At 37.9% G+C, this 23,107-nt stretch carries 25 protein-coding genes; 19 read left to right on the top strand and 6 right to left on the bottom strand.

What is annotated here, in order from left to right; all coding sequences use genetic code 11:
* Positions 1-19 precede the first annotated feature (19 nt).
* Both LC455_RS18440 and LC455_RS18435 read right to left on the bottom strand, forming a co-directional pair.
* Complete coding sequence (locus tag LC455_RS18440; protein WP_223592938.1) at positions 20-547, bottom strand: tryptophan transporter; 528 nt, start codon at positions 545-547, stop codon at positions 20-22.
* Between the two features lie 136 nt (positions 548-683).
* Positions 684-1,103 carry an HIT family protein gene (locus LC455_RS18435; protein ID WP_223592936.1) on the bottom strand — a complete coding sequence of 140 codons (420 nt, stop codon included), beginning with the start codon at positions 1,101-1,103 and terminating at the stop codon, positions 684-686.
* 595 nt (positions 1,104-1,698) lie between these two features.
* On the opposite strand from LC455_RS18435, the gene LC455_RS18430 reads away from it, so the two are divergent.
* The 3 genes from LC455_RS18430 to LC455_RS18420 all read left to right on the top strand — a co-directional run bounded on the left by LC455_RS18430 (position 1,699) and on the right by LC455_RS18420 (position 4,440).
* Positions 1,699-2,439 carry an ABC transporter ATP-binding protein gene (locus LC455_RS18430; protein WP_223592934.1) on the top strand — a complete coding sequence of 247 codons (741 nt, stop codon included), beginning with the start codon at positions 1,699-1,701 and terminating at the stop codon, positions 2,437-2,439.
* Positions 2,432-3,655: an ABC transporter permease gene (locus LC455_RS18425; RefSeq protein ID WP_223592933.1), complete on the top strand. Its 1,224-nt coding sequence runs from the start codon at positions 2,432-2,434 to the stop codon at positions 3,653-3,655. The genes LC455_RS18430 and LC455_RS18425 overlap by 8 nt, the downstream gene beginning before the upstream one ends.
* Positions 3,656-3,717: 62 nt before the next feature.
* The gene (locus LC455_RS18420; RefSeq protein WP_223592930.1) at positions 3,718-4,440 is read left to right on the top strand and encodes an EcsC family protein; all 723 of its coding nucleotides are present in this window, start codon (positions 3,718-3,720) and stop codon (positions 4,438-4,440) included.
* A 22-nt stretch (positions 4,441-4,462) separates the two neighbouring features.
* Here the strand turns inward: LC455_RS18420 and LC455_RS18415 are convergent, their stop codons facing one another.
* Entirely contained in the window at positions 4,463-5,635 is a 1,173-nt protein-coding gene (locus tag LC455_RS18415) for a M20 family metallopeptidase (RefSeq protein ID WP_223592928.1), read from the bottom strand.
* A gap of 139 nt (positions 5,636-5,774) precedes the next feature.
* Here LC455_RS18415 and LC455_RS18410 point away from each other — a divergent pair, with 139 nt between their 5' ends.
* Complete coding sequence (locus tag LC455_RS18410; RefSeq protein ID WP_223592926.1) at positions 5,775-6,410, top strand: phosphatase PAP2 family protein; 636 nt, start codon at positions 5,775-5,777, stop codon at positions 6,408-6,410.
* Positions 6,411-6,447: 37 nt separating this feature from the next.
* Here the strand turns inward: LC455_RS18410 and LC455_RS18405 are convergent, their stop codons facing one another.
* Positions 6,448-7,845 carry a hypothetical protein gene (locus tag LC455_RS18405; protein WP_223592925.1) on the bottom strand — a complete coding sequence of 466 codons (1,398 nt, stop codon included), beginning with the start codon at positions 7,843-7,845 and terminating at the stop codon, positions 6,448-6,450.
* A 289-nt stretch (positions 7,846-8,134) separates the two neighbouring features.
* On the opposite strand from LC455_RS18405, the gene hemE reads away from it, so the two are divergent.
* The 11 genes from hemE (at position 8,135) to LC455_RS18350 (ending at position 18,988) form a co-directional block, all read left to right on the top strand.
* Positions 8,135-9,181, top strand: a complete 1,047-nt coding sequence (gene hemE, locus LC455_RS18400; RefSeq protein ID WP_223592923.1) for a uroporphyrinogen decarboxylase — start codon at positions 8,135-8,137, stop codon at positions 9,179-9,181.
* A gap of 107 nt (positions 9,182-9,288) precedes the next feature.
* A complete protein-coding gene (gene hemH, locus LC455_RS18395) occupies positions 9,289-10,221 on the top strand; it encodes a ferrochelatase (protein WP_223592922.1) in 933 nt (310 codons plus the stop codon).
* Between the two features lie 32 nt (positions 10,222-10,253).
* Positions 10,254-11,696, top strand: coding sequence for a protoporphyrinogen oxidase (gene hemY, locus LC455_RS18390; RefSeq protein WP_223592921.1), 1,443 nt, complete (start codon positions 10,254-10,256; stop codon positions 11,694-11,696).
* Positions 11,697-11,812: 116 nt separating this feature from the next.
* Positions 11,813-12,547 carry an MBL fold metallo-hydrolase gene (locus LC455_RS18385; protein ID WP_223592920.1) on the top strand — a complete coding sequence of 245 codons (735 nt, stop codon included), beginning with the start codon at positions 11,813-11,815 and terminating at the stop codon, positions 12,545-12,547.
* A gap of 16 nt (positions 12,548-12,563) precedes the next feature.
* Positions 12,564-13,553 carry a lipoate--protein ligase gene (locus LC455_RS18380; RefSeq protein ID WP_223592919.1) on the top strand — a complete coding sequence of 330 codons (990 nt, stop codon included), beginning with the start codon at positions 12,564-12,566 and terminating at the stop codon, positions 13,551-13,553.
* 144 nt (positions 13,554-13,697) lie between these two features.
* A complete protein-coding gene (locus tag LC455_RS18375) occupies positions 13,698-15,260 on the top strand; it encodes a fatty acid--CoA ligase family protein (protein WP_223592918.1) in 1,563 nt (520 codons plus the stop codon).
* A gap of 79 nt (positions 15,261-15,339) precedes the next feature.
* Positions 15,340-16,116: an enoyl-CoA hydratase-related protein gene (locus tag LC455_RS18370; RefSeq protein ID WP_223592917.1), complete on the top strand. Its 777-nt coding sequence runs from the start codon at positions 15,340-15,342 to the stop codon at positions 16,114-16,116.
* 95 nt (positions 16,117-16,211) lie between these two features.
* Positions 16,212-16,943 carry an AzlC family ABC transporter permease gene (locus LC455_RS18365; protein ID WP_223592915.1) on the top strand — a complete coding sequence of 244 codons (732 nt, stop codon included), beginning with the start codon at positions 16,212-16,214 and terminating at the stop codon, positions 16,941-16,943.
* A complete protein-coding gene (locus LC455_RS18360) occupies positions 16,933-17,241 on the top strand; it encodes an AzlD domain-containing protein (RefSeq protein ID WP_223592913.1) in 309 nt (102 codons plus the stop codon). Before LC455_RS18365 ends, LC455_RS18360 begins: the two co-directional genes overlap by 11 nt.
* 97 nt (positions 17,242-17,338) lie before the next feature.
* Positions 17,339-18,607 carry a M48 family metallopeptidase gene (locus LC455_RS18355; RefSeq protein WP_223592912.1) on the top strand — a complete coding sequence of 423 codons (1,269 nt, stop codon included), beginning with the start codon at positions 17,339-17,341 and terminating at the stop codon, positions 18,605-18,607.
* Between the two features lie 141 nt (positions 18,608-18,748).
* Positions 18,749-18,988, top strand: coding sequence for a hypothetical protein (locus LC455_RS18350; protein WP_223592910.1), 240 nt, complete (start codon positions 18,749-18,751; stop codon positions 18,986-18,988).
* Positions 18,989-19,062: 74 nt separating this feature from the next.
* Here the strand turns inward: LC455_RS18350 and LC455_RS18345 are convergent, their stop codons facing one another.
* Complete coding sequence (locus tag LC455_RS18345) at positions 19,063-19,299, bottom strand: IDEAL domain-containing protein (protein WP_223592908.1); 237 nt, start codon at positions 19,297-19,299, stop codon at positions 19,063-19,065.
* A gap of 198 nt (positions 19,300-19,497) precedes the next feature.
* Between LC455_RS18345 and LC455_RS18340 the strand changes: the two genes are divergently transcribed.
* Positions 19,498-20,070, top strand: a complete 573-nt coding sequence (locus LC455_RS18340) for a competence protein ComK (protein WP_223592907.1) — start codon at positions 19,498-19,500, stop codon at positions 20,068-20,070.
* 19 nt (positions 20,071-20,089) lie between these two features.
* Here LC455_RS18340 and LC455_RS18335 read toward each other — a convergent pair whose 3' ends face one another.
* On the bottom strand, positions 20,090-20,455 hold the full coding sequence (locus LC455_RS18335; protein WP_223592905.1) for a hypothetical protein: 366 nt from the start codon (positions 20,453-20,455) through the stop codon (positions 20,090-20,092).
* Positions 20,456-20,723: 268 nt separating this feature from the next.
* Here LC455_RS18335 and LC455_RS18330 point away from each other — a divergent pair, with 268 nt between their 5' ends.
* The 3 genes from LC455_RS18330 to lepB are packed head-to-tail and all read left to right on the top strand — an operon-like array spanning position 20,724 to position 22,927.
* A complete protein-coding gene (locus LC455_RS18330) occupies positions 20,724-21,665 on the top strand; it encodes an LCP family protein (RefSeq protein ID WP_223592903.1) in 942 nt (313 codons plus the stop codon).
* 49 nt (positions 21,666-21,714) lie between these two features.
* Positions 21,715-22,383 (top strand): TVP38/TMEM64 family protein, encoded by a 669-nt coding sequence (locus tag LC455_RS18325; protein ID WP_223592902.1) that lies wholly within the window; start codon positions 21,715-21,717, stop codon positions 22,381-22,383.
* Positions 22,373-22,927: a signal peptidase I gene (lepB, locus tag LC455_RS18320; protein WP_223592900.1), complete on the top strand. Its 555-nt coding sequence runs from the start codon at positions 22,373-22,375 to the stop codon at positions 22,925-22,927. Before LC455_RS18325 ends, lepB begins: the two co-directional genes overlap by 11 nt.
* The last annotated feature ends 180 nt before the right edge of the window (positions 22,928-23,107 follow it).

The following is a 23,107-nucleotide window of genomic DNA, read 5'->3' as shown; positions in this document are numbered from 1 at the left end:
TTAAAAAGGATCCCGACCATTATTTTTGAATGACGGAAGTTGTAGATAATTTAGTTCTTTTAACAATTGAAAGAGCCACTGGATACAAAATAAACATCGTAATGGCATTTAGTGCGATTGCGGGTAATACACCTGCTGAGAATAGTAATGCGAATGAATTAGGTAAGCCGACAATGAAATACGCCGCTGTTAAAAAGACAGTCCCTGAAACAGCTGTACCCACTGCAGTTAAGACAGCTACACTTACAACAGAATTCCGGTATTTTTTCAAGGCCAAAAACAAACCAAAAAAGACTAATGCAGTAATAGGTTTATCGATAATATTTGGAATTTGGCCGCCTGGAAAACCAGTTGTTAATGCAGACAGCACACCAGTAACAATAGCTAATAGCATGACACTTTTTAATTCTGGAATAAGGACGATTCCTAAAAACATCATAGCCAGCATCATGTCTGGCTTAATTCCAAAGAATGATGGCATTACCGTGTGTAAAACTACCCCAATCCCCGCTAACAATGCTAAAACAACAAGATTTTTTGTATTCATTTCTCATCTCTCCTCTGCTCTTCTAAGCTATTTGTTTCTCCTGCAGTGCACTCATTGCCTGCAGCGAAAAACTTAAATTCATTATAACATAATAATATAATATTAATAAAGAAATAATTTTCTGATTATTTTAAAATTAAAGCTGTTTTGAAATTTTGGCTGCCATTTCCTGCAATTGTTGCGGCGTATAATCACTTTGATTGTTCTTCCAAACAGCGCCAAAGCCATCACCTTTACCATAGCGCGGAATTAAGTGCATATGGTAATGAAACACGGATTGGCCAGCATGCTCACCATTATTGTTGATCGAGTTAAGTCCGATTGGTTCATATTCACGTTTTAAAGCGTTGGCAATAGAAGGGACAACCTCAAAAAGGTTTCTGGCAATCTCAGGTGTTAATTCAAATAAATTTTCCTTATGTACTTTCGGAATAACCAGCGTATGTCCTTTTGTCACCTGGCTAATATCCAAGAAAGCCAAAACATGTTCGTTTTCAAATACTTTTGCTGCAGGAATATCTCCATTGACAATTTTACAAAAAATACATTCACTCATTAATTTCACAGCCTTTCATAAAATGTTTGTCTTATTTTACCATATTAAAGCAGGATAAAAAAGAAAAGAACAGGATTCGCATGGAATCCTGCCCTCTCGAAGGGGACCTGCTTCATTTTGACGTTCAATTAGGAGTGTTCTTTGATAAACACCTCATTTTTCGTAGAGTGTTTTTATAAAGAGACATCATTGTTCAAGCTGACCATCCCCTATATGTGTTTTTATATGTTTTCCCAACTTATAAAAACAGGTGGCGATCTGCGGTAAACACCTCATTTGCCGTTTATTTTTTTAAGATAAACAGTGGTGTTACTTGAACTCCAAATGGTTACCATGCACATTGTACAAAACAACCATCCCCTTATCTGATACGATTGAGAAGCTCACTTGTTTGAATGGAAAATGTCTTTAACAGACACCTCATTTCAAATTTTGATGAATTGCTTCATCGAAGTAAGTTGTTTCCCCTTCGAATATTATGATGTCCGGATATGAAAGAAATATACAAAAAAATATTGAAAAATTGAATTCCTATTTTTATTGAACGCATTTTGATAAAATAAACCTTAATCATGCTATGGAAGGACGTTAAAAAATGTCTTTATTAACAATTGAAAATCTTGTCGGGGGATACACAAGAAACCCGGTATTAAAGGATGTTTCTTTTGAAGTAAAAGAAAAAGAAATGGTTGGTCTCATCGGACTAAATGGAGCCGGAAAAAGTACGACCATAAAACATATCATCGGATTAATGGAACCGCACAAGGGGTACATAAAAATTAATGGAAAATCTTTTACTGAGGATAAAGAGGCATATCGCCATTTGTTCACCTTCGTTCCCGAAACTCCTGTTTTATATGAGGAGCTTACACTAGACGAGCATTTGAAATTAACAGCTATGGCCTATGGGCTGGATGAATCGTCGTATAAATCAAGAGTTGCGCCTTTGTTATCTGAATTTCGAATGGAAAAACGCCTTAACTGGTTTCCAGCCCATTTTTCAAAAGGGATGAAACAAAAGGTAATGATCATGTGTGCATTCTTAGTACAGCCAGCTCTTTATATTGTCGATGAACCTTTTGTCGGGCTAGACCCCCTCGGAATCCAATCCTTACTTGATTTAATGAAAAAAATGAAGGAAAGCGGTGCAGGTATTTTAATGTCAACCCACATTTTGGCAACTGCTGAAAAATATTGTGACCGTTTTGTAATCCTCCATGAAGGAAAAATTAGAGCAAAGGGAACATTAGAGGAATTAAGGGAACAATTTTCAATGCCTGCCGCTTCATTAGATGATTTATATATCCAATTAACGAAGGAAGAAAAATATGTTTGATGAAAAAAGGCTTTGGAAGGATCGGGCAGGGGTTCGTGTAAAGGATTTAGGAAGGTATCTTAGATATATTTTTAATGGGCATCTTGTTATTGTTTTGTTATTTCTTATTGGTACGGCAGCCTTTTATTATCAAAAATGGATTGAGGGACTTTCTTCTGGATTTCCGGCAGAAATCATCATGGCCATAATTTTGGGGGGATTCTTAACCTACAGTCCGGTTTATAATTTTTTATTGGACGCGGATAAAGTGTTTTTAATACCGCTCGAAAGCAAATTAAAACGATATTTTTTTCGCTCAGGAATAGCCAGCCTTTTTTTTCAAGGATATGTTCTATTAATGGTTCTTGCCATATTAATGCCAATGTATGCACATATAAGCAGCGACGGATTCCACCGCTTTTTCCTGTTTTTCGTGGTCTTGTTAGCTTTAAAGGCATGGAATCTTGCTTCAAGCTGGAGAATCCACTATTATGTTCAATCGTCTGTGCATAGATGGGACTTAGTTGTCCGTTATTTATTGAATGCAGTCTTTACCTATTTATTATTTAAGCAGGCGAACGTTTTGCTCCTTTTCCTTATCGTTTTAATCATGGCCTTTTATTATTACTCCTTTTATATGCGAACAAAAAGAATGGGGCTGAAGTGGGATTTATTAATTGATGGTGAAGAAAAAAGAATGGCTTCATTTTATCGGCTGGCTAATCTTTTTACCGATGTCCCTATGTTAAAGGATACGGTCAAAAGAAGAAAATGGCTTGATTTCATTATTAATGGAATAAGCTTTTCGCAAGACAAAACATACCTTTATTTGTTTTCAAGAACGTTCCTGCGATCGTCTGATTACCTTGGTCTTTTTATCCGCCTAACAGTAATTGGAACATTAGCCATTTATTTTATATCGTTTGGGCTGGGACAAATTCTTTTAAGTGTTTTATTTTTATATTTAACCGGTTTTCAGCTTCTTCCATTATGGAACCAACATCAAAACAAGCTATGGGTTGATTTATATCCAGTTGCTCCTATGTACAAATCAGCTGCATTCCATTCATTATTAAGGACTATTATGATTGTCCAGGCTGTGATTTTCGCTTTGTTCATTTTAATTAAAGGTGAACTGGTTATTGCATTGCTAGCATTACTTGGAGGAATTTTGTTTACCTTCATTTTTGTAAATTTTTACAGTAAAAATCGTATAAAAGATATATCCTCCATTTGAAACCAGTGGGCAGATTCCACCGTAAATAAGCATAAATTATTATGGAGGGGTGGGTCATAAAAATGAATGAATATGAATTGACAGTCTATGAAGAAGTAGAAGAATGGAAAAGAAAAATAATGAGACGGTCAGGAATGATGAATCGTCTCTCCAAAAAAGCTCAAGGAAAAATAAATGAATTCATTCCGGAAAAGGTCCATGAGGTGATGACGGAGAGTATTAAAGCGATGGTCAAAGCAACATTATTTGGATCACAGGTAACGACAAATATGGATCAGGCACGCGGGATGACATTAGCTGAACGAGATGACTTGGCTCGAAAAAAAATATCTACGTTTCAAAAGACTGCTATAATCGAAGGAGCCGGTACAGGTGCAGGAGGGATTTTACTCGGACTGGCTGATTTTCCATTACTGCTTACCATTAAAATGAAATATCTTTTTGAGACAGCAGCTGTTTATGGATTCGATACCAAGAATTATGAGGAAAGATTATTTATTCTCCATGTTTTTCAGCTTGCTTTTTCAAGTGATGAAATTCGGAAAAATACTTTATATGAGATTGAAAATTGGGAAACACGAAAACAAGCGCTAGTGGAAATGGATTGGCGCCAGTTTCAGCAGGAATATCGCGATTATATTGATCTAGTTAAAATGTTGCAGCTTGTCCCAGGGATTGGGGCATTTGTTGGTGCCTATGCCAATAACAATCTCTTAAAGCATTTGGGAGAAACAGCGATGAATGCCTTCAGGCTAAGAATTTTGCAAAAAGCCCCTGAACTATAAAATTGTTCAGGGGTTCTTTTAATTATTTCTGAAATTTTATTGCGGCAGATCCGAGGGTTTTTGCAGCAATTAGCATCGCTTTTTCATCTATATCAAACTTAGGATGGTGATGCGGGTAACCGGCATCATCAATGACTGGTTTCGCTCCTGTATAAAAGAATGTCCCCGGAATTTCCTGTAAATAATAGGCGAAATCCTCGCCGCCCATTTGAGGCTCGGTTTCTTCAATAGTTACAACCTCAGGTACATCTTCAGCACATGAAATTAAAAATTCTGTTTCATTTGCATGATTTACGACCGCAGGGTATCCTCTGAAATAATGATACTCATAACCGCAATCCGACAAATAACATGTACCATGTATAATTCGTTTCATTTCATCCTCGATGAACTGGCGGATATCTTCTTTAAACGTGCGGACGGTACCAATCAGTTTAGCTTTATCTGCAATGACATTAAAAGCATTTTGAGCCGTAAAAGAGCCAACTGTTACAACAGCGGATTCAACCGGATTAACCTTGCGGCTGACGATTTGTTGTAAATTTAATACCAGCTGTGAAGCAGTAACGATAGCATCCTTCGTTTTATGAGGCTGGGCTCCATGTCCACCTTTTCCTTGAATATCAATTTCAAACCTGTCAGCCGCTGCCATAATCGGTCCAGTTCGATATTGAATCTTCCCTGTAGGTTCACCTGCCCATAGATGTGTCCCGAAAATGACATCTACTCCCTTTAGACATCCTGCCTCAATCATCGATTTCGCCCCGCCCGGTGCATATTCTTCGGCATGCTGGTGAATAAAGACGTAGTTTCCTACAAGTTCATCTTTTAATTCATTTAAGGCTTTTGCTAGTACTAGGAGAGTAGCGGTATGACCGTCATGTCCACAAGCGTGCATCACGCCAGGTACTAATGACTTGTAGGGGACATCCTTTTCGTCCTGAATTGGCAGGGCATCGAAGTCAGCTCTAAGTGCAACAGTTTTACCAGGCCTTTTCCCATAAATCCTTGCCACCACACCATTTCCGCCAATATTCCCTTCGACTTCAATATTTAAATTTTCATAAAAGGATTTAATAAATTTTGCTGTTTCATATTCTTCAAAGGAAAGTTCTGGATGCTGGTGCATGTGCCTTCGAATCGAGACCATTTCATCATAATAGTTTTCTAATTTAGCAAAGAGTGTATTTAACATATGTAACCCCCCAAACCTTTGATTATTAAGAATGTATTTTCAAACTATTTTAACATTTTTTGCTTGAAATGTAGATTTTTATGTCTTCTTTCATTATACTTTTAAAAGTAATTTAACTAGTAAGAAAGGGTTTTGAGGAATGGATCTTAAAAATAAATGGAATTATTCTTATACATTTATCATCATCGCTGTGTTAATCACGTTATACATCTCCATTAAAGTTGCATTAAACAGTCTATTTTTAATTGATGACAACGTGGCAGGCTGGGCATCCTATGTCCCTGATTCAGTCATTCCCTTTTTTGTGCAGATAACAGAAATGGGCGATAAAAAAGGGATTGGGGTTGTTGCCCTACTAACTCTTGCCTGGTTATTACTGAGGAAAAGAAACTATTTGGGCGCTGCAGTTTTTGCTTTGTCAGTAGCTTTAGGTAATGAAGCGAGTAAGCTTCTAAAAAACCTTTTTGACCGGCCAAGACCTGACCTGGAGCATCTTGTCCAAGTAAAAAGTTACAGCTATCCAAGCGGACACGCGATGGTGGGGATGATTGTTTATTTTTTAATTGCTTATCTTTTAATGGAAGCAGCCAAATCAAAAACTGTGAAGATCATTATAATCTGTGCTGCCGCCATTTTACTTCTTTTAATAGGGGCGAGCAGAATCATTTTGCAGGTTCATTATCCTTCTGATGTATTAGGTGGATATGCTTTAGGGTACATATGGGTGTTTTTCTCACTATTAATCTATAAATATTTTAAAAAGCGGGTAAAATAACTAGAGGCAGAATAAATTTCTGCCTCTAGTTATTTGTTTATATTAAAAACATAGCAACTATCGTTGTGACAACAAGACCAATGCATACTGGGACAAGGTTTCGTCTGGCTAAGTCGAATGGATCTACTTTACATATGGCGGCCGCTGGGATTAGAGCCCATGGTACGAGTACCCCGCCGCCTACCCAAATCGCTGCAATTTGCCCAAGTGCCGTCAAGGTAGCAATACCTTTGCCGATGGCTGCGCCAAATAGGGCAGCAACTGAACCAGCTAAAGAAATCCCAGAGAATCCCGAACCATCTAATCCAGTAATTGCCCCAACTGCAGTTAATGTAACCGCTCCTACTTCTTTACTCAATGGCACAACATTGGCAAGAGCAACACCTAAATCGTTGACGATTCCTTGTGAAGCTTTCGGTAAGAAATCACCGATAATTTTTCCAAAACCGGTATCGCCTAAATAGAAGAAAGCGGCAATTGGAATAACAGGACCAAACACTTTAAACCCAAATGTGAATCCTTCAATTAAATATTGAGTAGTTTTTTCAAGCCCCTTATTTTTATGGCTCGTTAATGTGATTAACAATAAAATGAGGATAGAGGTTCCGCCAATTAATGCGGTTGCATCGCCGCCTGTTAAATCTAACATAGTCATTGCGGCCACATCAGCAGCAAATAATAAAGGTACTAAAATAGCGAAGAATCGTTTTTGGGCAACTGATAAAAGTTCTGGCTGATTGATTTCTTCTACATGAGTGTCTTGTATAACAGAGTCTGTTATTTTTAGGACGCCCCGCTTCATATCTCTCCTTAAAAAGAAGTATGCCGCAACTGTTGTAACAATCCCCATGGTGAAAACTAAAGGAACGCTGGCATTAATAACATCTTGTATTGGAATACCTGCTGCATCAGAAGTTAGCTTTGGAGCAGCCTGAATCACGAAATCCCCAGATAAAGCAATCCCATGACCGAACAAGTTCATTGCCATGGCGGTGCCCAGTGCAGGCAAACCAGCTTCATAAGCGACTGGCAGAAGAACAGCTCCGATGAGGGCGACTGCAGGGGAAGGCCAGAAGAACCAGGATATGACCATCATCAGAATACCAATGGTCCAATAAGCAAGCGTAGGGTTGCGAATTAACTTTCTAAAAGGTGAAATCATGACAGCATTAATCCCAGTCGAGGTTAAGGTGTTACTCATGGCAACAATAATGGAAATAACGAGAATAGTAGACAATAATTCTGTAATGGCATAACTAAAACTGTTGAAAATACTGCTAATGGAATGACTTAAACTGCCAGTTGCAGTAATAGCGATTAAGAATATCCCAGCAATACAAACAATGGTTGTATCCCTCCTCATCACCATGAATCCGATAATTAGTGCAATAAAGACAACATAAATCCAATGGAGAGCGGTAAGTTCAACAATCATATAATTCCCCCCCTTCTTTTATCCACTGGGCTCTAGCCCTGTTGGATGTAATACAGAATATGAAAAACACCCAAAGTGGTGAAAGGGATTAAAAAAATTCGTTCTTATAATTTAAACATTTTATTAAACGTAAAAAACGAATTTTTTTTGACAGATATGCACGTTATCTATACAGAAATAGGATTAATAGATATAGTGAAGACAGTCTATATATTAGAATGTTTTTAAAATCATCCGATATATATTAAAATGGAAAACAGACATGTCTTTGAAAGGTGGACTTTTTTTTATGACCAGACCGATTAATGAAACATTTTTAAAAGCTGCAAAAGGGGAGAAGACCGACTACGTTCCAGTATGGTATATGCGGCAGGCAGGGAGGTCCCAGCCAGAATATCGAGAAATTAAAGAAAAGTATTCGCTATTTGAAATAACGCATCAGCCAGAGCTATGTGCGTATGTAACGCGTTTGCCGGTTGAGCAATATAACGTCGACGCAGCAATTCTATATAAAGATATCATGACACCCCTTCCGGCAATCGGAATGCAGGTTGAAATAAAGGGTGGAATTGGACCAGTAATTGACAATCCAATCCGTTCTTTAGCCGATGTAGAGAAACTAGGCGAAATAAATCCTGAGGAAGACGTTCCCTATGTGCTCGAAACCATCAAATTACTGACAACTGAACAATTATCCGTGCCATTAATTGGTTTTTCCGGTGCGCCATTCACCCTCTCCAGCTATATGATTGAAGGCGGCCCATCGAAGAACTATAACAAAACAAAAGCCTTTATGTATACGGAGCCAAAAGCTTGGTTCGCGTTAATGGATAAGCTAGGTGATATGACCATTACATATGTGAAGTCTCAAATAAAAGCGGGTGCAAAAGCGATCCAAATATTCGATTCTTGGGTAGGTGCCCTGAATGTAGAGGATTATCGTTACTTCATTAAACCAGTAATGAATAGAATCTTTACTTCATTAAAAGAAGAAAATGTCCCATTGATCATGTTTGGTGTCGGGGCAAGTCATCTGGCATTAGAATGGAATGACCTTCCGCTCGATGTTGTTGGTTTAGATTGGCGCTTGCCGATCAAACAGGCTAGAGAGTTGGGTATTCATAAAACCGTACAAGGAAATCTTGACCCTGCGATTTTGCTTGCTCCATGGGAAGTCATTGAGGAAAGAGCTAAAGCGATCTTAGACCAAGGCATGGATCAGGATGGATACATCTTTAATTTAGGTCATGGAGTATTCCCTTCTGTCAACCCGGAAACATTGAAAAAATTAACTTCATTTATCCATGAGTATTCAGCATCAAAATTAAGTCGATAGGACTCACGGTTAAGTGTTAAAATTGGTAAGTCGTCCAATTTTTTGGCACAATAAAGTGATACCTCCATCACTGGAGAAAGTGAAAGACTTAAAAATGAGGTGCGAACATGACAAAAAAGAAAATGGGACTGCTCGTAATGGCATACGGTACCCCATATAAATTAGATGATTTAGAGAGATATTATACCCATATTCGACATGGCCGGAAACCAACTGATGCAATGCTTGAAGACCTTCGCAATCGATATGAAGCAATTGGAGGCATCTCTCCATTAGCAAAAATAACTCTAGAACAAGCGGAGAAGCTTGAAGCGCATTTGAATAAAATCCAGGACGAAATCGAGTTTAAAATGTATCTTGGATTGAAGCATATCGACCCATTTATTGAGGATGCTGTTAAACAAATGCATAAAGATGGAATTGAAGAGGCGGTTAGTATTGTCCTTGCCCCGCATTTTTCAACCTTCAGTGTACAATCCTACAATGGACGTGCCGTTGAAGAAGCAGCAAAATTGGGGAACCTTAAAATTAAAACCATAGAGAGCTGGTATCAGGAACCGAAATTTATCGATTATTGGGCAGATATGATAACACAAGTATTTGAATCCATGCCCGAGGAAGAAGAAGACGAAGCAATGCTAATCGTTTCTGCACACAGTCTGCCAGAGAAAATTTTACAATTTGGTGACCCATACCCAAAACAACTGCAAGAAACAGCGGATTTAATTGCGAAACGTACAGGTGTTAAAAATTATGTGATTGGCTGGCAAAGTGCCGGAAATACACCGGAACCGTGGCTGGGGCCTGATGTCCAGGATTTAACAAGGGAATTATTTAATGAACATCAATATAAAGCATTCGTATTTGCTCCTGTCGGGTTTGTCTGTGATCACCTTGAGGTGCTTTACGATAACGATATCGAATGCAAAGCAGTTACTGACGAATTAGGAGTCAGCTACTATCGTGCTGAAATGCCAAATTCTAAAGAAGAGTTTATTGATACTGTTTCCAGCGTCGTCCTTAAAGAATTGGAGCGGTAGGATAGGAAATACAATGGAAGAAGGTGACGTCCGTGGCGGAAGAAAAACAAAAGGTTGTCATTATCGGGGGAGGAATAGCGGGGCTTACGTCAGCATTTTACCTTCAAAAGGCAGCTAAGGAGCTTTCACTTCCTATCGAAATTAAATTAGTTGAAGCATCCCACCGTCTCGGAGGCAAGCTGCAAACGGTTGTCAGGGATGGCTTTACGATTGAAAGAGGCCCAGATTCCTTTTTAGCAAGAAAGACAAGTATGATAAGGCTGGCAAAAGAAGTGGGGATGGATGATCAATTAGTCCATAATTCCACAGGAAAATCCTATGTTTTAGTAAACGAAAGGCTTCATTCCATGCCGGGGGGTTCGATTATGGGAATCCCAACAGAAATTGGACCTTTTATCACGTCAGGTCTATTTTCGCTTCCCGGCAAATTAAGAGCGGCGGCTGATTTTGTTCTACCACGGTCGGAAAGCGGTAAAGACCAATCTTTAGGAGAGTTTTTTAGAAGAAGGCTCGGCGATGAGGTGGTTGAGAACCTAATTGAGCCATTATTATCGGGTATATATGCCGGTGATATTGATCAATTAAGCTTAATGTCAACTTTTCCACAATTTTATGAAGTAGAGCAAAAATACCGTAGCTTAATCCTAGGGATGAAAAAATCAACTCCTGCTCAACCAAAAAAACCTGTAAATACCGAAAAACCAAAAGGGGCATTTCTAACTTTTGTCAGCGGTCTCCAATCGTTTGCCGAAGCGATTGAAGCGAAATTAGACCCTGCATCAATTTTAAAAGGGCATCGTGTTGATAAAATCATGAAAACTGACAATCAATATGAAATTTATTTAAATAATGGGGAAACCATTTATGCAGATAGTATAATTGCGGCGACACCTCACCAAGTGACGCAAATGATGTTTTCACAATATAACTTTTTTGAACCTTTTAAATCTGTGCCTTCTACATCGGTTGCAACTGTTGCTTTGGCCTTTCCGGAAGAGGCTGTTAAACAAGATATTGATGGAACAGGGTTTGTTGTTTCTAGAAATGGTGATTATTCTATAACAGCCTGCACATGGACTCATAAAAAATGGGCCCATTCCACTCCAAAAGGAAAAGTACTGCTCCGCTGTTATGTTGGAAGAGCAGGGGACGAAACAATTGTTGACCTTTCGGATGACCAAATTACAAAGATCGTTCTTGACGATTTAAATAAGACAATGAAAATAACGATGAAGCCCGACTTCGCTATTGTTTCCCGTTGGAAAGAATCCATGCCGCAATACACGGTCGGCCATAAACAGCGCCTTGAAACCATTCTTGCACATGTGAAAGAAGAGCTTCCAGGAGTGTTTTTGGCAGGTGCATCCTATGGGGGTGTAGGAGTTCCTGATTGCATTGACCAAGGAGAGGCAGCTGTAAAATCCGTTTTGGATTATTTAAAAGGGACGGGAATATCTAAGGAAGCTGTTCACTGATAACAGCTTTCTTTTTTACATTTAAGACCAGCCGAATCAATGATCCGGCTTTTTTTGTTTGTGAAAGGATGGTGTATATTATAGTTAATTAGTTTAATTTGATGGAGGAGTTCGTAATGAAACTAACAATAATTGGATATTGGGGCGGTTACCCGAAGAAGAATGGTGCAAGCTCTGGATATTTACTTGAACACGAAGGTTTTCATTTATTAATCGATTGTGGAAGCGGCGTCCTTGCAAAATTGCAAAATGTCATAGGTCCTGAAGACCTTAATGCGGTCATCATTTCTCACTACCATCCTGACCATACAGCGGATATTGGTGTTCTGCAGCATGCCAGATTAATTCAAGGTTTCTTGGGAAAAGATTTTCCAACCCTGCCGATATACGGACACCATTATGATCAATATGAATTTACAAAGCTTACCTATAAAAACATAACAAAAGGAATCCCATATGATCCAGCTGAAAGTCTTACGGTTGGACCCTTCCAAATCTCCTTTTTAAAGACCGAACATCCGGTTCCATGCTATGCGATGAGAATCGAGGCAGGCGGCAAGATTATTATTTATTCAGCTGATGGTGCTTTTAAAGAAGAATGTATTGAGTTTAGCCAAGGTGCCGATGTTTTATTGTGTGAATGTAATTTCTATGGCCATCAAAATGGAAAGTCTGCCGGCCATATGAATAGTCTGGAGGCTGGCAGACTCGCGGCCGATGCTGGTGTTAAGCAATTAATACTTACACACCTCCCGCATTACGGAAATTTATCTGATTTACTTAGTGAAGCATCGGGTGAATTTGCTGGTATAATTAAACTTGCAGAGGAATTCCAAACTATTTCACTATAAGGGGGCTCTTACTCGTATGTTATTTATCAATAATAAAGGTATCACAGATCCACGCATTAATCTTGCAATTGAAGAGTATGCATTGAAAAATCTTGATATCAATGAGACATACCTGCTATTTTACATAAATGAACCTTCCATCATTATTGGAAAGAATCAAAACACCATTGAAGAAATTAATACCGAGTATGTTGAGGGTAATGGTATTCATGTTGTACGACGTTTATCAGGCGGCGGCGCAGTGTACCATGATCTTGGAAACTTAAATTTTAGTTTTATAACGAAGGATGATGGGGAAAGCTTCCATAATTTCCGTAAATTTACCGAGCCCGTTATTAAGGCACTGCAAAAATTAGGGGTAAATGCGGAGCTTAGCGGAAGAAATGATATTGAAGTCGAAGGCAGAAAGATTTCTGGAAATGCTCAATTTTCAACAAAGGGCAGGATGTTCAGTCATGGAACACTATTATTTGATTCAGAAATGGACCATGTCGTCTCTGCTTTAAAGGTGAAGAAAGATAAGATTGAATCAAAGGGAATTAAATCTGTCCGCAGCCGGGTAGCCAATATATCTGAATTTCTAACGGAAAAAATTACGATTGAGGAATTTCGCTCCTTGATTCTAAAATATATTTTTGAAGGAGCCGAAAAAATTTCCGAATATGTGCTTACCGAAGAGGATTGGGAGAAAATTCACCAGCTTTCAAAGGAACGCTACCAAAATTGGGAGTGGAACTTCGGGAAATCGCCAAAATTCAATCTGAAGCATTCACAACGCTTTCCTGTAGGTTCTATAGATGTCCGTTTGGAAGTTAATAAAGGAACGATTGAGAATTGTAAAATCTACGGCGACTTTTTTGGTGTAGGCGATGTTAGTGATCTTGAAAACATGTTAAAAGGTGTTAGATATGATAAAAGGGAAATAGATAAGGCTCTCATAGGTATCGATACGACATACTATTTTGGCAAAATTTCAAAAGATGAATTTATCAATTTGATTTATTAAGAATGAAACGCGATGTTTTTTAGCATCGCGTTTTTTTATTTTTTGCATGTTATACTTGAATACATAAAATTCTTTAAATATAATATATTCAGAAAATTAATATGATTAAATGAATGAATATTCATTCATAAAAGGGGGAGAGTTATGAATCTATCATCACAGCTTTATCAAACAGCTAAGGACTATTCGAATAAACCAGCCTATTATTTTATGGGACAGTCCAGTACCTATGCCGAATTGGATGGTGCGATTACAAAGTTTGCATCAGGGTTAGAAAAATTGGGGGTCAAGCAAGGGGATCATATTGCTTTATTGTTGGGGAATTCTCCTCATTTTGTCATCAGCTTATACGGGGCACTAAGACTGGGAGCAACAGTTATTCCGGTTAATCCAATCTATACAGCGGAGGAAATTGGCTATATCTTAAATAATGGCGATGTTAAAGCGGTTGTAGCCCTTGACTTAGCGATTCCTTTGGCCGAAAAGGTGCATACTTTGCTGCCAAAAGTTGAACATTTCGTCTTTTGTGAAACGAATCCAAATGGTATGGTACAGTCAGAAATGGAAAATCTATCAGTGTTTTCAAAAATGAAACCGTTTACAGATGTAGTGGCGCTCGGTGATTTAAGCTTTAAGGGGCCTGAGCTAAATGATGATGATACAGCCATCATTCTCTATACTTCAGGAACAACAGGGAAACCAAAGGGAGCCATGCTGACCCATAAGAATTTATATAGCAATGCTAAAGATGTTGGGGAATATTTAAAAATGAACAACAATGACCGGGTTATCACGACTCTGCCAATGTTCCATGTTTTTTGCTTAACAGTAGCCTTGAATGCACCATTATTGAACGGTGCAACATTATTGATTGCCCCAAGGTTCAGCCCTAAGGAAATTTTTAGTCTTGCAAAAGAATATCAAGCTACTGTTTTTGCAGGCGTTCCAACTATGTATAATTTCCTTTATCAATTTCCAGAGGGGAGTCCAGAAGATTTAAAAACATTGCGTTTATGCATATCTGGCGGTGCATCAATGCCAGTTGCCCTTTTAAAGAATTTTGAGCAGAAATTTAATGTTTTAGTTTCAGAAGGATACGGCTTATCTGAGGCATCCCCGGTAACATGCTTTAACCCACTGGATCGTCCACGGAAGCCTGGTTCGATTGGAACTACTATTGTTAATGTAGAAAACAAGGTGGTGAACGAGCTGGGTGAAGAGGTTCCTTTTGGAGAGGCAGGGGAGTTAATCGTTCGTGGTCCGAATGTAATGAAAGGCTATTATAAAATGGCTGAGGAAACGGCAGCCACAATTAAGAATGGATGGCTTTATACTGGTGATATAGCTAGAATGGATGAAGATGGCTATTTTTATATTGTCGATCGGAAAAAAGATTTAATTATTGTTGGCGGATATAATGTTTATCCGCGTGAGGTAGAGGAAGTCATCTATAATCACGAGGATGTTGTAGAAGCAGCGGTTCTCGGTGTTCTTGACCCTAATCAAGGAGAAACCGTAAAAGCTTTTGTTGTTAGTAAAAATCCGGAGCTTACACCTGATCGATTACTTAAGTATTGTAAAGAACACTTGGCTAAATATAAAGTTCCATCATCAATTGAATTTTTAGATGAGCTTCCAAAGAATACAACTGGGAAAATATTAAGACGTGCATTAAAAACACAACTAACAGAAACGGCAGTAAAATAATATATTTTTTAAAAATAAAGGCAGGCTTTTGGCTTGCCTTTTTCGAATTTTTAAAGAGGATTAAAAAGGAGTGAAAATTATGGAGCAAATTTTAGTGAATTTAGAGAATCATATTGCCTTTGTTACGATTAATCGTGCGGAAGCACTAAATGCTTTCAATTATGAAACTCTACTTGAGCTGCAAAGAAAGGTAGAAGACATTCGTATCAATCCAGAAGTCCGCGCTGTTATTTTTAGTGGAGCGGGGGAAAAAGCCTTTAGTGTGGGGGCTGATTTAATAGAGCGAAAAAACCTTACCGATGAACAAGTGAAACGAAATTTATACAAAATTAATGAGGTATTTAATACCATTGATCAACTGCCGCAGCCGACTGTAGCTGCTATTAACGGCTTTGCCTTTGGCGGTGGAATGGAGCTCGCTCTTGCCTGCGATTTTCGCATTGCTGCAAATGTTGCGGTAATGGGATTAACGGAGACAAGTCTAGCGATTATACCTGGTGCAGGAGGAACTCAGCGCCTGCCAAGATTAATCGGTCAAGCCAAAGCGTTGGAGCTCATTTTGACCGCACGCAGGCTTACTGCAGACGAGGCGTTTAGTTATGGGATATTGACAAAGGTTGTTGATCGTAAACAGCTCCTCTCAGAAAGTATCGCTTTTTGTTCAGGGCTGCTTGCGAATGGGCCAGTAGCTTTACAGCAAGCGAAATTTGCAATAAAAAATGGTATGAATACTGATCTAAGCACTGGTCTGCAAATCGAGCGAAAAGCCTATGAGGTGACGCTTCCAACTGAAGATCGGATAGAAGCTTTGCAGGCCTTCGCTGAGAAAAGAAAACCAGTATTTAAAGGCAAATAAACATGGCAGCCTGCCATGTTTTTTTATTTATTAATTTCTAAAAATTTGCTAAAATTTATTCTTAATTGTGTGATTGAAACAAGGGGGGAATAAAGTTGGCAGATTTGGCATTAGGAAAGGAATCATCAGATTTTAAAAAAGGGCTTCAAGCAGGAATCAGTATCGGGATTGGCTATTTTCCGATTGCACTGACTTTTGGTCTCCTCGCAAAGACTTCGGGGCTATCAATTTATGAAACAGTATTAATGAGTCTTATTGTGTTTGCCGGCGCATCTCAATATATTTCATTAAGTTTAATTGCCTATGGGACGGGGATTTTCGAGATTATCTTAACGACTTTCATCGTAAACATTCGCCATTTTTTAATGAGTACATCTTTAAATGAAAAATGTGAAGAAGACCAATTAATTAATAAGTTAATCTATTCTTTCGGCATAACAGATGAAACTTTTTCTGTCGTAGCCACTAAAGAGGGCACTGCATCGACAGGCTTTCTGTTTGGGGTTATATCCGTTTCCTATACGAGCTGGGTTGTTTTTTCTGGCATAGGTCATTTAATTGGAGCAAACCTTCCTCAAACTTTGCAAGATAGTATGGCTGTGGCTTTGTATGCGATGTTTATTGGTCTTTTGGTTCCTTCGATGAAAAATAATGTTAAAGTTATTTTTCTGGCGGTCTTTGGGGCCATTTTTAATTCTATTTTTACTATTGGACACATCATGGCGCAAGGTTGGTCTATTGTGACGGCAACCCTTTTATCTGCCATCCTTATTGAGTCAGCAGAAATCATCAAAGCTAAATACAGAGGTGCTGGACATGAGAAGTGAAATCATTTGGATGATTGTTGGTATGGGATTGGTTACCTATATTCCCCGCATGCTGCCCTTTGTTCTCTTTAAGGGGAAAGAGCTTCCCCCTTTTATTCAAGGCGTATTAAAAAATGTACCCTATGCAACACTAGGTGCACTTATTTTCCCTGCGATTGTTTTTATTCAAAAAGATGATATTTGGTATGGTATTTTAGGGGCCGCCGCCGCATTTATTGCCGCTTTTTTAGGTGCTAATGTCATTGTTGTTGTGCTTGGTTCTATAGCCGCTCTCGCCCTATATTCATATCTATTGTAGCCAGTAATTTGCTGGCTTTTTTTTATGTCCAGTTCTAAATCAACGATTTTTTACTACACTATTTATAGAGAGGTTGTACACAAAGGGGGACAAAATCATGGTCAGAAAAATGGGGTTCTATGCGGTTTTGGCCTTTTGCCTATATGGGCTGTTTTTTTATTGGTATTTATTCCATCTTGCCGACCCAAAGCTGCCATTTGAATATCAAGGAACTAAAGCGGATCCTGCAACTTTTTTAAATGGCAGAGAACTTATGTTGAGTGAAGAGTATTCAAAAATACGAAATTTATTATTTTTCCTTTCAACGCCTTTTGAATGGCTTTTCTATTTTCTAATTTTATTATTTGGTTTTTCCAAGGTTTTTAAGCGGTGGGCAGAAAGCTCTGCAAAGTACAAAATCTTGCAAACACCAATCTATTTGATTTGGTTATCATTTTTTGCCTTCCTGGCCACTTTACCTTTGAATTATATAAGTTATTCTTTATCCAAAACCTATCATATTTCTACCCAGACCTTCCCATCATGGATGAAGGATGAGCTAATTGACTTTTGGCTTAATTACGGAACATGGTTAATTATTGTACCGGTCTTATACTGGCTGATGAAAAAAAGCCAAAAGCGCTGGTGGCTATATGGCTGGCTGTTATCCATACCTTTTACTTTATTTATGATGTTCTTGCAGCCGGTTGTCATTGACCCGCTCTACAATGATTTTTATCCATTAAAAAATAAAGAATTAGAGACGAAAATATTAGCACTCGCCGATAAGGCTCATATTCCTGCCCAACATGTTTTTGAAGTGAATATGGCGGATAAAACAAATTCATTAAATGCTTATGTTACCGGAATTGGCTCAAACGCCAGGATTGTTCTCTGGGATACGACCTTGAATAAACTGACAGACGACCAAATCTTATTTATCATGGCACATGAAATGTGTCATTATGTTGAAAAGCATATTTATTGGGGGATAGCAGGGTACTTATTAATTTCACTATTGGGTTTATATCTGACGTATAGATTTATGAATTGGACAGTTAAACGCTGGGGAAAAGAATTGAAAATCTCAGATGTTAGAGATATAAGGTCTCTCCCGTTATTTTTTATGATCATATCCATGCTGCTATTTGCGGCAAGTCCGCTGACAAATTTGGCATCACGGTATCAGGAAACACGGGCAGATCGGTATGCTATTGAGATGACCAAAAACCCTGAAGCTGCCATTACTTCATTTCAGGAATTGACCCGATCTGGTTTAAGCCAGGTAAAACCTCCGCTATTAGTGAAAATTTTTAGATACACCCATCCTTCCATGCTTGACCGGATTTCAATGTTGGAAGAATATCAAATAAAGAATGACAAGTAACAGTGTAATTTGCAGGCTGATGACTAATACTTTGTCATCAGCCTATTTATATAAATTTAGGCGAATAAGTAGATATTTTCATTAGACAAGCTTTTTCCCCCTTTCATTTAATATAGAAACGGAATGAAAGGGGGTGCTATAGTGAATAATTCACCAGATATTGTGTTCATTATTTGGGAAAGAAACTCAAGTAACAGTAGAGCCCCTCGGAGAATTGTACAAGCTACTGTTATTGGCAGTGCTAATCCATGTCGGAATCTTTTAGACCGTAATGATCGTTTTTCACGTGCTCAAAGGTGCTTATTAGAAAACGGCTTTGAGAGAGAATTCCAAGAAGTATTTGGAACCTTCGGGGTTTCCGTATTTGTTCGTAGTTCCTAATTGCAATACAATCAAAAAAGTGCCAGCCTGTCACGTTTAGCTGATAGGCTGGCACTTTTTATTAATCTGAAGGCTTAAGTTCCAAATCGTTTGTTAATTTCTTTAAGCTGTCCTGATAGATGGAGAAATGACTTTTTGTCCCGATGATCAATGGCATAGTCGATTTTTCGTAATAATTTTTCCTTTTCAACTGTTAGCTGGATTTCTGATAAGAGCATATCAATGTATAAATCCTGGACGAAATTTTCCTTCAGTCGATTTCGTTTCATGGCACCAAGTTTCATTAATTCCGTGTATGATTTTTCACTCATGAAAATCACCTCTGATGCTTTTTTTTATTATATGGGTTTTTTTGAATAATATCATTAAATTATTTTAATTTTCAGAAAAATTTTTACTTGACAGATAAAATGTGAATAATTAATAACAATTCAGAAAAGTAGAGGAATTGGAAAAATAAAAGTGGTAAGATATGGTGGAATTAGGAGTATGAAAAGGAGTTGAATGGATTGAAAGAACAGCAAATTGAAGAATATGAGATTAGTTCATGCACCATGTTTTTGAAGCCTGTCGTTTATGGAAGTAAAATTTATTCCCAGATTTACGAAGTGGAGGATTGTTTCCTGTCTCCGTTTAAACCATTAGATATTATAAAAAATAGCTGTGATTACTTTGGTGTCGATTATGAAAGCCGGAAAAGGGGAACACGAAAATTAACTGGTTATAATCGCAAAAACCCAATTGCCATTGAACCGACTAATCACATTTTCTTTTTTCCAACTGCCTCACCTAGTATCCCTGAATGTATTTGGCTCTCACAGGCGCATATTAAGGACTACCGTCGTGCAGGGGCAAACCAAACGCTGATTACTTTCCATAATAAACAATCTTATCTTTTTCCGGTTTCATGCTCTACAATTGAAACTCAATTATTAAGAACGGCATTATTAAAATCAACCATTTTACAAAGAATTGAACATAAGGGAAGAAAGTTAACTTACTTGCTGCACGTTCCCAAGGCGTTACAAGCCTCAGAAAGTACCCATGAATATGCTGGTGAATTCTCGAAGGGTGAAGAGTAAACCGGTTAATTATTATCCTCTAACGGGACAGGTGTTTCTTTAATAAATATAGCTCCATTAATTCTTGAACTTTATTGCGAATTCTAGGATTAAAGTAATTATGGTTTTCTTCATATCCTTTATAAATAAACATGAACATTGTAAAGGCATCGTCCCGTTTTGTTTCAATTACCTGAAGATTGTTCTTTTTCATATATTGTTTTACCTCCGAGAGTTCCCTCTGGATTTCTTTCATTGTCTCCTCAATTAAATCCAAATAAGGTTTTTTTAATTTGAAGGGGCTTTTATCCACAACTTCTAAGTCCCGATTTAAGACGATTAAAACCATCGGTAAATAGATGGCTTTTTCCATGATGTCGCGATCATTCTCTGGAATCCTGGTCATTTACCACCACACCTTTCTACCTAAAAAGAACAAGTGTTCCTATTTTATTTTACATAAAAGCTGCATTAAAAGCAATACTGCATTCCTTTTTAGAAAACTCGCTTAAAAGCGAGCTTTTTTATTGCAAATTTTCTCATTTTCGTGAGAAAGTTTTTATTAATAGAAGGATATCTGATAGGGGAAAATGAATTAAAGAAGAAACCTTGAAAAAGAAAATGAGGCTATAGATAGATGAACGGAAAATACATGGACGAGATAGGTGATTACATTGAGGTCTGAAAAACATCAAAAAAAGAAAAAGAGAAGATGGACGTCCATTTTGCTTGTATTCTTATTACTAATTGGCGGTGTGGCAGGATATGCTTATTATGAATTTAAGCAAGGAGTTAATCAATCTTTAAAAAAAATAAATAAAGACCAGAAGGAAACGAAGGTTGTTTATACATTTGAAGGCAAGAAGGATCAGTATGGCGACACCAATATCTTATTGCTTGGAAGTGATGCACGAGGAAAAGAAAAAGCCAGAGCCGACACGATTATGATTGCTCATTATAACGAAGATAAAGGCACCTTTAAGCTTACCTCGATAATGCGTGACAGTTATGTGGAGATTCCGGACCATGGAAAACATAAAATAAATTCTGCCTTTGCCCGTGGGGGTCCAGAATTAATGAGACAAACAATCAAACAAAATTTTGATATTGACTTGCAATATTATGCGATTGTTGATTTTCAGGGCTTTGTGCAGCTTATCGATGAAGCTTTCCCAAATGGAGTAGAAATTGATGTTGAGAAAAAAATGGAAAAGAATATTTACATGACGCTAGAGCCCGGTCTGCAACGATTAAATGGCACACAGATGCTGGGGTATGTTCGTTTTCGACATGATGCCATGGGTGATTTTGGGCGAGTAGAGCGGCAGCAAAAGGCAGTAAAAGCGATTAGAGACCAATTAAGTGGATTTCAAACAATTACAAAACTCCCAAAACTAGTTGGAGTCGTTGCCCCGTATGTTAATACAAATATGAAAACTTCTGACATGATTTTTATGGCAAAAGATTTCTTTTCCGATAAAAGAGGAAACGTTGAGACATTAAGAATCCCTGTCGAAAATAGCTTTACGGAACCACGTATAGAAGGAGAAGGAGCAGTATTAGATATTGATATCGAAAAAAATAAAGAAGCGCTTCACCAATTTATTACAAAATAAGCGCCAAAACATTATCTAAAATAATGGAAAAAGAAATAAGGAGAAGCGGATGGATATCGAATCGATTAGAGCATGGTTTACCATTGAAAATTTGATGAATCTTATCCAGGAATATCGAGCCCTTGGTCCCATTCCTGTCATATTGCTTATTATTATTGAAGCCTTTTTGCCGTTTCTCCCCTTATTTTTGTTTGTAATGGCTAATGCTAGTGCTTTTGGACTTTGGCTGGGTTTTTTATATTCCTGGCTTGGTGCATGTATTGGAGCATTCCTAGTATTTTCTTTAATCCGAAGATATGGGCAAAAAAGGTTATTGTCTTTTTTGCCTAATCACCCGAAGGTTCGTAAATTAATGGACTGGGTTGACAGGCATGGCTTCGGTCCTCTTTTCATATTACTATGTTTTCCCTTTACACCCTCGGCTGTCGTGAATATTGTCGCCGGACTTTCGAAAATCAGCATTGCTCAATATATGCTTGCGGTATGTATTGGAAAAATGGTGATGATTTTCACTCTAAGCTTTGTGGGTTATGACATTCATTCCTTGATAACACAGCCGTATCGAACGGTTATTGTGTTAATTGTTATTTTCATCCTATGGTATGTAGGTAAACGAATCGAGATTAGATTGAATAAACCTTTAGAAAATGTCCATACTGGAGAAATAGATAGAATGAAAGAACAGGAGAAACGGAGGAGGAATGTCAGTGAAGATTGAATGGAAACAAGAAGGAATGGAATGGGTGAAGGCTTTTGCCATTGGTATCATCATTTTTGCTTTTATTCGAACTTTTTTCTTTTCAAATTATGTAGTCGAAGGCGAGTCAATGATGCCAACTCTTCAGGACGGAAATAAGCTGGTAGTGAACAAACTTGGATACCAAGTCGGAGAATTGCATCGTTTTGACGTAATTGTTTTTCATGCAAATGAAAAAGAAGATTTTGTGAAACGAATTATTGGATTACCTGGCGATAAAATTGAATACCGTGATGATACCTTGTACATTAACGGGCATAAGTATGATGAGCCATTTTTGAATGTTTATAAACAAAAGTCACCTGGTGTGAAAATAACAGGCGATTTCAGTTTAAAAGACATTACCGGTGTAGAATCCGTGCCTAACGGAAAATTATTTGTACTCGGGGACAACCGATTAGGCAGCTGGGACAGCCGGCATTTTGGTTTTATTAATGCCCAACAAGTAGTCGGTAAGGTGGATTTGCGCTACTGGCCATTAAACGAAATGGACGTGCATTTTTAAGTGAATATATGGAATAACTCTGTTGATTGGAGCGGAAATCAACAGACATATATTAAAAAGGAAAACACGATTTTGCGATCGTGTTTTTTTATTACCAATTTTGGTATGAATCTGTCTTCAGCAATCCAAACGTTTGTACTCATATTATGATAGAATGAAAGATACAGAGTTTTTTGAAGG

The sequence above is a fragment of the Neobacillus bataviensis genome (assembly GCF_019969725.1).
This window is presented reverse-complemented; position numbering and strand designations above follow the sequence as displayed.

Excerpts from the sequence above, each read along its gene's own strand:
- LC455_RS18440 (WP_223592938.1), bottom strand. The coding sequence starts at position 547 with ATGAATACAAAAAATCTTGTTGTTTTAGCATTGTTAGCGGGGATTGGG.
- LC455_RS18435 (WP_223592936.1), bottom strand. The coding sequence starts at position 1,103 with ATGAGTGAATGTATTTTTTGTAAAATTGTCAATGGAGATATTCCTGCA.
- LC455_RS18430 (WP_223592934.1), top strand. The coding sequence starts at position 1,699 with ATGTCTTTATTAACAATTGAAAATCTTGTCGGGGGATACACAAGAAAC.
- LC455_RS18425 (WP_223592933.1), top strand. The coding sequence starts at position 2,432 with ATGTTTGATGAAAAAAGGCTTTGGAAGGATCGGGCAGGGGTTCGTGTA.
- LC455_RS18420 (WP_223592930.1), top strand. The coding sequence starts at position 3,718 with ATGAATGAATATGAATTGACAGTCTATGAAGAAGTAGAAGAATGGAAA.
- LC455_RS18415 (WP_223592928.1), bottom strand. The coding sequence starts at position 5,635 with ATGTTAAATACACTCTTTGCTAAATTAGAAAACTATTATGATGAAATG.
- LC455_RS18410 (WP_223592926.1), top strand. The coding sequence starts at position 5,775 with ATGGATCTTAAAAATAAATGGAATTATTCTTATACATTTATCATCATC.
- LC455_RS18405 (WP_223592925.1), bottom strand. The coding sequence starts at position 7,845 with ATGATTGTTGAACTTACCGCTCTCCATTGGATTTATGTTGTCTTTATT.
- hemE (WP_223592923.1), top strand. The coding sequence starts at position 8,135 with ATGACCAGACCGATTAATGAAACATTTTTAAAAGCTGCAAAAGGGGAG.
- hemH (WP_223592922.1), top strand. The coding sequence starts at position 9,289 with ATGACAAAAAAGAAAATGGGACTGCTCGTAATGGCATACGGTACCCCA.
- LC455_RS18385 (WP_223592920.1), top strand. The coding sequence starts at position 11,813 with ATGAAACTAACAATAATTGGATATTGGGGCGGTTACCCGAAGAAGAAT.
- LC455_RS18380 (WP_223592919.1), top strand. The coding sequence starts at position 12,564 with ATGTTATTTATCAATAATAAAGGTATCACAGATCCACGCATTAATCTT.
- LC455_RS18375 (WP_223592918.1), top strand. The coding sequence starts at position 13,698 with ATGAATCTATCATCACAGCTTTATCAAACAGCTAAGGACTATTCGAAT.
- LC455_RS18370 (WP_223592917.1), top strand. The coding sequence starts at position 15,340 with ATGGAGCAAATTTTAGTGAATTTAGAGAATCATATTGCCTTTGTTACG.
- LC455_RS18360 (WP_223592913.1), top strand. The coding sequence starts at position 16,933 with ATGAGAAGTGAAATCATTTGGATGATTGTTGGTATGGGATTGGTTACC.
- LC455_RS18355 (WP_223592912.1), top strand. The coding sequence starts at position 17,339 with ATGGTCAGAAAAATGGGGTTCTATGCGGTTTTGGCCTTTTGCCTATAT.
- LC455_RS18345 (WP_223592908.1), bottom strand. The coding sequence starts at position 19,299 with ATGAGTGAAAAATCATACACGGAATTAATGAAACTTGGTGCCATGAAA.
- LC455_RS18335 (WP_223592905.1), bottom strand. The coding sequence starts at position 20,455 with ATGACCAGGATTCCAGAGAATGATCGCGACATCATGGAAAAAGCCATC.
- LC455_RS18325 (WP_223592902.1), top strand. The coding sequence starts at position 21,715 with ATGGATATCGAATCGATTAGAGCATGGTTTACCATTGAAAATTTGATG.